This is a genomic window from Streptomyces sp. Ru72, from assembly GCF_002920635.1.
Taxonomy (GTDB): Bacteria; Actinomycetota; Actinomycetes; order Streptomycetales; family Streptomycetaceae; genus Streptomyces.
The window spans coordinates 1-8,935 of sequence record NZ_PQSR01000176.1; the positions used below are offsets into that span (position 1 = coordinate 1).

Genomic DNA, 8,935 nt, shown 5'->3' on the forward strand with positions numbered 1-8,935 from the left:
TGAAGGGGCTCCCGCCGATCGACCAGACGAGCAGCTACTACGTCGCCAGTGACACGTCGCTGAAGGACAAGACCAAGCGCGCGGCTCTCACGGACGTCCTGAAGAGGCTCTCCCGAGAGTTCGCCTGGGCGGTCAAGCACCCCGACCAGTACGCGCAGGCGCTCTCGAAGGAACAGGGCATCCCGCTGGCCGACGCCAAGGCGTCCCTGGCCGCTTACTCGAATCGGGTGACCCCGGTGGAGCAGTCGGACATCGAGCTGGAGCAGAAACTCGCCGACGCCTTCCTGGAGGCGGGCCAGATCACCAAGAAGGTCGACGTCAAGTCGATCATCGACAACCTCCTCCCGGGCGGCTACGACAGCTCCAGACTGAAGGTCACTTCATGAGCGCGAGACGGCGACTCCACCTCAACGCCTTCCTCATGGAAGCAGGTCACCATGAGGCGGCGTGGCGGCTCCCGCACAGCAACCCCCGGGCGGACTTCGACCTGCGGCACTGGATCGAGCTGGCGCAGCTCGCCGAGAGCGCCAAGTTCGACTCACTGTTCCTCGCGGACGGCCCGGCACTCATCGGCACCGGCGAGTTCCGGCCGCCGGGCCAGCTCGAACCATTGACGCTGCTGACCGCGCTGTCCCAGGCGACCAGCAGGATCGGCCTCATCGCGACCGTGTCGTCGACATACAACGAGCCGTACAACCTCGCCCGCCGGCTCGCGTCCGTCGACCACGTCAGCGGAGGCCGCGCCGGCTGGAACATCGTCACCTCGGCCGGGGCCGACGAGGCGGCCAACTTCGGCCTCGACGACCGCCCGGGCCACGCCGAACGCTACGCCCGCGCCGACGAGTTCCTGAAGGTCGCCAAGGCACTGTGGGACAGCTGGGAGTCCGAGGCCGTCCTCGCGGACAGGGCCACGGGACGCTACGCCGACCCCGAGCGGCTGCACTGGCTCGGCCACCAGGGCAGGTACTTCAAGGTGGCCGGCCCGCTCAACGTCGAGCGTCCGCCGCAGGGTCACCCGCTGCTCGTCCAGGCCGGCTCCTCCGAGGACGGCAAGGACTTCGCGGCCCGTCATGCCGAGGCCGTCTTCACCGCGCACACGACGTACGAGCGCGCGGCCGCCTTCTACGCCGACATCAAGGCCCGCACCAGGGCCGCGGGGCGGGACCCGGACGGTGTGATCGTCCTGCCGGGCATCGTTCCGTACATCGGCTCGACCGAGCAGGAGGCCCGGGCGCTCGCGCGGCAGTTCGACGAGCTGCGCATTCCTGAGTACGGGCTGCGCCAGCTGGCCGCCGTGTTCGAGACCGAGCCGTCGGTCTTCCGACTCGACAAGCCCCTGCCGGAGTTCATCCTCGCCAGGCCGAAGCTGGAAGGCTCGCAGAGCCGTTCCGACCTGATCATCGATCTCGCGGTGCGCGAGCAGCTGACGGTTCGCCAGATCATCTCCCGGCTCGGCGGCGGGCGCGGCCACTTCGAGTTCGTCGGCACGCCCGAGCAGATCGCGGACACCATCATCGCCTGGTTCGAGGGCGGTGCCGCGGACGGGTTCAACATCATGGCGCCCGCCCTGCCGTCGGGCCTGGCGGCCTTCGTCGAGCACGTGCTGCCGATCCTGCGCGGCAAGGGCCTGTTCCGCGAGGAGTACGAGGGCACGACCCTGCGCCAGCACTACGGGCTCCCGGTCCCGGCGAACCAGTTCCATGGCTGAACCGCCTCCCGTGGGCGGTCCGCTCACGACTCCCGCCGCTTCCACTTCCCGGAGCGGCGGGAGTCCGCCCGCGCTGCGAGTCGAGGGCCCGCGCTGCGTGAACAGCGCACGGACGCGACCGTGATGGACAATCGCGGCATGCGTATCTCGGCGCGGGTGGACTATGCGGTGCCAGCGGCACTGGAGCCGGCCGCAGCAGGGGGCGAGGCCTCTCTCAAGGCCGAGGCGATCGCCGCGGCGCAGGGCATCCCGCACACATTCCTGAGGGCATCCTCGGCGACCTGCGCCGGGGCGGTCTTGTGGTCAGCCAGCGGGGCGGCAAGGGCGGCTACCGGCTCGCCCGCCCGGCGAAGTCGATCGCCATCGCCGACGTCATCCGCGTGGCGGACGGCCCCTGGTCTCGGTGCGGGAACTGCGCCCACCCGAGCTCTCCTACTGCGGTCCCGCGTCAAAACCTTCGACCAGCTTCAGGCCTCGCTCGCGGACAGCTTCGACGATCCGGGGAAGAAGGCGCGACTCTGAGCGCACACCAACAACACCGAGAAGTGCATCTGCAAGTGCCACGAGATGTCGGTGAAGCCGCCCCTCCCCCCGGCAGCGCCCCTATGGGGCATCGGTGTAGGACATGACCACAAGGGAGCCCCGGCGGCTGCACGCAGCCGCCGGGGCTCCGGCGTCGCGTCCGAGCCGGCTCAGCCGTCGCCGAGACGCGTACTTGCTGCCTGCCAGGACAGCCTGAACGGGCAACCGAGCACGGATGTGGGGTTCACTGTCGCGGCTTCTTCGACGGCGTACGCGACCGTCACCTGTGCGCAGGGGGCGGGGCGCATACGCCCCGCCCCCTGCTTCAGGTGTCGGTCACCGGTTCGCCTTCTCGGTCTGTCGCGGCGTCAGAAGCCCACGGCGCCCCAGGAGTGAGCCGTGTAGTCGCCCGGCCCGAATTCCCAGCCGGCCATGACGCTGTTGAGGTAGTGGTCGCCGGTGTAGAAGCCCCTGTTCAGGCCGTAGTTGAAGAACGGGGTGAGGCTGCCGGACCACCAGCCGGACCTGTTCCTGTCCAGGAAGCTGAGGGTGTGGCCGCCGTTGCTCCAGGTGTACTCGTAGATGTCCCAGGTACGGCCGCCCAGGCTGACGTTGGTCGCGGCCGGGATCGCGTTGCCGTTCGCGTCGTAGTGGTCGGCCAGCGGCTTGGTGTTGTACCAGTTGAGCCAGATCATCAGCTCGGTCTTGGAGTTGCGGTCGGTCGGTGCGGGGTAGGGGTCGATGAAGATGTCGTACGTGGCGTCGTAGTACGAGCCGGACTTCGGCCACGCCGACTGGCTGAACCACGTGTTGTTGTTGGGGCTGACGTCGCGGATCTTCTTGGGGAGTGTGGTCACCGGGGACGACCAGCCCCAGTCCTTGCCGTTGACCATGGCGACGAAGCCGGTGCCGGTCGAGGAGTTCACACCCCAGTTGTTGTCGTCGCTGTACCACGTCGAGGCGTTGCCGCCGGTCGCGTAGTGCTTGAACCAGTACGTCGATGACGCTGCCACTGCCGAGTTCGGCAAGGTGAAGACGAGAGCCAGAGCCGCGAGAAGCGCGGCCCAGCCGAGACGGATTTTCATCAGCCCTCCGGATTGTGTGCTGAGTGGGGGGATCACACAGGAGAGGAGAAGTCGGTCGCCCTGCTATGGCGGCAGGGCGACGTCGGTCTCCCCTTCGGGACGGCAGGTGCGGAGCGAGGCGGCCGGGAGCCCAACCTCACCTGGGGTCGCCGTAGATGACTCCGCGTCCGTTGGTCCCGAAGTAGACGCGACCGTAGACCCGGGGGTCTCCGGTGATGGTGTTGCCGGTCCAGGCGTACTGGTGTCGGTCGTCGTTGATGCGGACCCAGGTCCGGCCCGCGTCGTCGGACCGGAAGATGCCGCGCACGCCGTCGATCTTGGAGCTGGTGTAGACGGCGGGGTACGTGGCGCCGGGTGCGGCCTTGCCGAAGCCGACGACGTCGCCCTCGTCCACCGCCTCGAACCTGGTGAAGGACGTTCCGGAGTCGGTCGACCGCCACAGCCCGTACGGTGTGGGGGTGGTGGGCTTGCTGGTGCCGCCGGCCAGCCAGATGTCGCCCTCGTGGCCCGGTACCGCCTTGAACCGGACGTTCCCCGCGGTGGGCAGACCGGTCGCCGTCGTGGCCTTGAAGCTCTTGCCGCCGTCCGTGCTGAGGTAGAAGACGCCGGAGTCGTAGGCGTAGAACTTCGCCGGGTTCACCCGGTCGGAGCGCACCGAAACCCCGGCCGGCAGCCCCTCCGACGCCGTCCAGGTGGCTCCGTTGTCGTCGGACCAGCTGACCGGGGCTCCCGCCGGTGCCCAGACGATCCGCCTGCCGTCGGCGCTGATGGCGACGGCCTGGTCGTCGACTCCGGGCCCGGTGACGCCGGACGGCTCACTGCCCGAGGGCTTCCAGGTGTCGCCGCTGTCGGTGGAGATGGCGAAGTGCTGGGTCCAGCCGCTGGTGGGGTTGCCGACCCGCACGATGGTGTGGGGCGCCAGCTCCGCGTAGTCCAGGGCCGGGGTGGCGCCGAAGGTCGGGCTGTCGTACATCTTCGACGCCTTGTTCAGATCCGTGTGGCGGAAGCCGCCGACGTCGCCGACGCCCGAGAAGAGGTGAGAGGGACCGACGGGCGGGCTGATCACGCAGCCGATCGAGCACTCCTCCAGGCCCTGCGCCCGCACGGACAGGTGTACCGTGCCGCCGCTGTCCCAGTCGGTCAGGTTGTTCGCGCCGTAGATCGTCGCGCCGGTTCCGTACATGAAGTGGTCGGAGTCGAAGGGGTCGATCTGGACGGACTCCATCATCCAGCCCAGCTTGGGGGCCATCTCGGGCAGCTTGGGCGAGGCGTTCCAGGTCAGCCAGGGGGCGGCGGAGATGTCGATGTCGTAGCGCAGGGTGCGCTCGGAATTCGTGCCCATGTCCCACGCGCGGGTCCAGCTCGCGCCGCCGTCGGTGGAGCGGAAGAGGAGGCAGTCGGGCCACCACTTGACCTGGGTGGACACCATCAGGGTGTCCGGGTTCTGCCGGTCGATGGTCAGACCGCTGTAACCCCACTGGTTGTCGTCGCTGGTGGACGGGACCGGGCTGATGCGGGTCCAGGTGTCGGTGGCGGTGTCCAGCTTCCACACGTCGCCCTTGGAGCCGTCGTAGGGGCCGGCGGTGTTGCTGGTCGCCAGGTACAGGTAGCCGCCGACGTGGTCGAAGACCGCGTGGTGCGGGATGAAGCCGGTGGGCTGCCCGGGGACGCGTTCCCAGGTCGCTCCCGCGTCGGTGGACCTGTACAGGATGTTGTCCTTGTCGGCGACGGTGACGTAGAGGGTCCGGGTGGCCCTGCCCGCTCTGCCGGTGCGCTTGTCGAAGACGACTTGCAGTACGCCCAGGTTGTCGCCGTTGTAGCCGTCGGGGTCGCTGGGGTCGATGACGAAGTTGCCCGCGTTGGGGAAGCTGGTCACCTTCGCGAAGGTCTTGCCGTGGTCGGTGCTGCGCCACAGCCCGTGGCCCCCGCGCACGCCCAGGTAGAGGATCTTGTTGCGGTTGGGATCGATCACCAGCCGCTCGCCGATGCCCCGGCCGGGCATGTTGCCGCCCAGCCGGAACGGCAGGGGAGTGGTCTTCCAGGTGCGACCGCGGTCGGTCGACCGCAGGATCGCCGCCATGCTCGGGTCCCAGTCGGGCATGGTGTAGGTGCCCGCCGCCAGGTAGACGCGGTCGGGGTCCACCTCGTCGGTGGCGATGCTGATGATGCCGGTGTGTCCGTACTCGTCCCAGCCGATCCAGTCGGTGAGGGGGATCCACCGCTTGGTCGCCGTGTCGAGGCGGTAGGCGCCGCCGATGTCGGTCCGGGCGTACACCAGTCCGGGCTCGCTCTGGTTGAAGATGATGCCGGTGACGAAGCCGCCGCCGACTATCTCAGCGTTGCGGAAGACGTACGGCGTACGTCTGGCCTTTCCGGCCGGGGCGGCGGACGCGGCGGAGGGGACGAGCAGAGGGAGCGCAGCCGCGGCCGCGCCGGCGGCCAGCAGTCCTCGGCGGGAGAGGTGCGGGGCATGCGTCATGACGGATCCTTGCCTTTCGGGTGCGGGTCCGTACGGGGCCTGCGCACAAGCAGCGGTCCCGTCGGCTCTGGTGTGGTTCGGGAGGGATGGGCGGACGGTGTCAGCCGTGGCGCAGCGCCGCCGCGCCACAGGCGGGGAGCGTCAGCCCGTCCGGGCCGACCGGTTCTCCGTGAGCAGGTCGTGGCCGACGTCGGCAGTTCATCTCGATGCTCATGTCGTTGCGGCCCTTCTTCTTCGTGGATCCGACCGGCGGGCGGGCCGGCGCTGCGTCGTCCGGTGACCTGGTGTCGGGAGGGCGGGAGGAAGGCAGTCGATGCGCTTCGACGTTTCGGTGACACTAAGGCTGTGTTTCCGGACACGACAACGGGCCGTCCAGGTCACTTTCTGGTAACAGGCGCGGTCAAGGTGACCCCTCACCCTGCCCTCGATGCGGCTCAATCCCAGGTGAGCTGCGCTTCTTGGCGGACTCTCGGAGAGGAACGCCGACGCCGGGAAAGGCCTCTGACGGCCGGGCGACCTGTGATCGACATATGGCCCGGCGTCATGGCCTCGTCGAAGCGCTTCGAATGCAAGAGCGCGCCCACGCTTCCCACGCCTTCTCCTTCGACATCTCGTTCTGCGGGGCGGCGTCCACCTGGCGGCGATCGCCGGAGGACGCGGTAAGCGCCGGTGGGACGTGGTACGCACCGATGGGACGCGGTGAAAAAACGATCCGCCACCGCCGCGTTGCACGCCTTACGGGCATTGACGCACGTGGTCCGCGCGGATTTATCCTCTGCCTGAGGACGGGGGTCCGCGCTCCCGCCGTGCGTCGTACCGGCGGACGGCGTGGAGGATCGGGGGCCTCCACGCCGTCCGGTCGGCGAACTTGCCGCGTGCCGTCCGTGAGACGTGGCGCTCCGCCGACGTACCGAGGGAGGGCCGGGGCGGGTATGCGGCAGATCGCACGCCATGACGTGGTCTTCGTCGCCGGGTCCGCCGGTGAGCATGAACTGACCTGGTCGCAGAAGGCCCATGAACGCGAAGGATGCCACCCTCAACTCCACGGACCCCGCAACAGAAACATACGGATGGGGCGGGCACTGGAGGGCCGACCCGACATGGCCGCGGTGCTGCATGCCTTCGCCGCGGTCATGGCTCACTTCGAGGCGCTGCGCACGCTGTATCCACGTGACGCGGACGGGCACCCGCGCGCGGTCGTCGTGGCTTCCGGGGTGCTCCAGGTCGACGAGTACGTCTCCGACGCCCCGCCGACCTACGACGAGCTGAGCGCCTTCACCCTCCGGCTGGCCGAGCCCGGATTCGCCCCGGACGACCTGCCGTTGCGGGCCGCCGTCATCACCGTGGACGGCAGGCCCATCCACATCGCGCTGTCATTGCACCACTTCTCGGCGGACACGACGGCCGCCCGGATCGTGGCCGAACGCCTGGTCCGACTGGCCGCCGATCCGGGCGCCGACCTCGGCGCGGGGTGGCAGCCGCGGCAGATCGCGAGCTTCGAAGCCAGTCCCTCGGGGCTGCGCCACGCCCATCGTGTCGACACCCATGACCGGGCCATGCTCCGTCAGTCCGTCATGCCCGAACTCAAGGTGCCCGGGAGCCACAGGGACGCCGTCTACAACTTCGTATGCCTCAACTCGGCGGCGGTCGCACTCGCGGCAGCCCGTCTGGCGAAGCAGTACCGGACATCCGCGGCCGCCGTCCTGCAAGCCGCATACGCGTGCGCGCTCGCCGAGCACCTCGGCATCGGCACCTGCGTGTTCAACACCGTGATGGCCAACCGGCAGACCACCTTCGCCCGCGAGGCGGTGGCCCATATCGCAGGCAGGGCCCTCGTCCCGGTCGACACCTCCCTGGGCGGCGACCGGTTCCCGGCGCTGTGCCGGGCCGTCGACGCGGCACTCGTCAGATCTTCCTCCGTCAGCCTGCGAGAGCCCGACCGCTACGCCAGATCCCTGGACGAGGTCTCCGCCGAACTGGGCCGCTCCGCACACAACCCGTACGTGGTCAACATCCGCCCCATAGCACCCCGCACGCTGATCAGGGCTCGCGCGGACAGGGCACAGCAGGACTTGGAGCGAGCCATGGCATCCAGCCGTTACCGACGATTCCCCAAACCCGTCGACCCGTACTCCGGAAGGCTGTCCTTCGATGTGTGGGGTATGTCCGAGACGGCCGGAATCAGTCTCGGGACGGATGCGACGTCGTTCGACGCGGCGGATCTCGAACAGATACTGCGGTCCTTCGAGAGGCGGCTGGTGAGGGCCGCGATCGGCGGTCACGCCGCACGGACGGGCTCCTTCGCCGGCGCGTAGGGACGCGGTGGGGTGCGGAACGGGTTCGGATCGGCTCCATCTCGAACAGGACCTGCCCGCCTCATTGCGCGAGGGGCCAGGGGCCTTCATTATCAGGAATCCTGATGTTTTAATCTTGTAGCGATGGGTGGCCACGTCATGCCGTTCAGCCCAGGAATCCAGGCCCGAGGTATCCAACTTCTGCTCGGCCGCATGATGTCTCGCGTGAACAAGGACCTGCGCTTCACCGATGTCCCCAAGCGCACCGAGGCCCTCCGGGTGGAGACCGGCGCGGGGCCGGTGACCTGCACGGTCTACCGCCCGCCGACCACTTCCGCGGCCCCCGCTCCCGTGTACGTCAACTTCCACGGGGGCGGTTTCGTGATCGCCCGACCGGAGCAGGACGACCACATCTGCCGCTACGTTGCCGCCACGGCCGGCTGCGTCGTGATCAACGTGGACTACGCGGTCGCCCCGCAGCGGCGGTTCCCCGTGCCCGTCACCCAGGCCTACGACGTCACCGCATGGGTCGCCGCCAACGGCCCGGCGGGCGGCTGGGACGGTTCCCGCCTTGCGGTGGGCGGGCACAGTGCCGGGGCCTGCCTGACCGCCGCTGTCTGTCGCCTGGCCCGGGACCGAGGCACCTTCTCGCCCCGGCTTCAGATCCTCGACTCCGCACCGCTCGACCAGGTCTCCGACCCGGCCACCAAGCAGTCGCTCGTCGCCAAGCCTCTGCTCAGCCCTCAGCTCATGCGGATCTTCACCGCCGCCTATGTGCCGGACCCCGCCGACCGCGCGGATCCCCTCGTCTCGCCCGGACTCGCCGACGACCTCGCTGGACTCCCTC

General features: G+C 69.1%; 5 protein-coding genes and 2 pseudogenes. 5 read left to right on the forward strand and 2 right to left on the reverse strand.

All coding sequences use genetic code 11. From position 1 onward, the window contains the following. The 3 genes and pseudogenes from C3488_RS38275 to C3488_RS38285 form a co-directional block, all read left to right on the forward strand. Positions 1-386, forward strand: a pseudogene (locus tag C3488_RS38275) (aliphatic sulfonates ABC transporter substrate-binding protein); the annotation flags it as partial. Further along, complete coding sequence (locus C3488_RS38280; protein WP_103845447.1) at positions 383-1,708, forward strand: LLM class flavin-dependent oxidoreductase; 1,326 nt, start codon at positions 383-385, stop codon at positions 1,706-1,708. The pseudogene C3488_RS38275 and the gene C3488_RS38280, both read left to right, overlap by 4 nt. A 138-nt stretch (positions 1,709-1,846) precedes the next feature. After that, positions 1,847-2,156 (forward strand): annotated as a pseudogene (locus C3488_RS38285) (Rrf2 family transcriptional regulator); the annotation flags it as partial. 442 nt (positions 2,157-2,598) lie between these two features. On the opposite strand, the gene C3488_RS38290 reads toward C3488_RS38285, so the two are convergent. Next, positions 2,599-3,315 carry a cellulase B precursor gene (locus C3488_RS38290; RefSeq protein ID WP_103845448.1) on the reverse strand — a complete coding sequence of 239 codons (717 nt, stop codon included), beginning with the start codon at positions 3,313-3,315 and terminating at the stop codon, positions 2,599-2,601. Positions 3,316-3,451: 136 nt separating this feature from the next. Continuing rightward, positions 3,452-5,794: a sialidase family protein gene (locus C3488_RS38295; RefSeq protein WP_103845449.1), complete on the reverse strand. Its 2,343-nt coding sequence runs from the start codon at positions 5,792-5,794 to the stop codon at positions 3,452-3,454. 1,070 nt (positions 5,795-6,864) lie between these two features. On the opposite strand from C3488_RS38295, the gene C3488_RS38300 reads away from it, so the two are divergent. Both C3488_RS38300 and C3488_RS38305 read left to right on the forward strand, forming a co-directional pair. Further along, positions 6,865-8,109, forward strand: coding sequence for a condensation domain-containing protein (locus C3488_RS38300; RefSeq protein WP_258053904.1), 1,245 nt, complete (start codon positions 6,865-6,867; stop codon positions 8,107-8,109). A 138-nt stretch (positions 8,110-8,247) separates the two neighbouring features. Beyond that, the coding region (locus tag C3488_RS38305) for an alpha/beta hydrolase (RefSeq protein ID WP_103845451.1) at positions 8,248-8,935 on the forward strand (688 nt) is incomplete at its 3' end.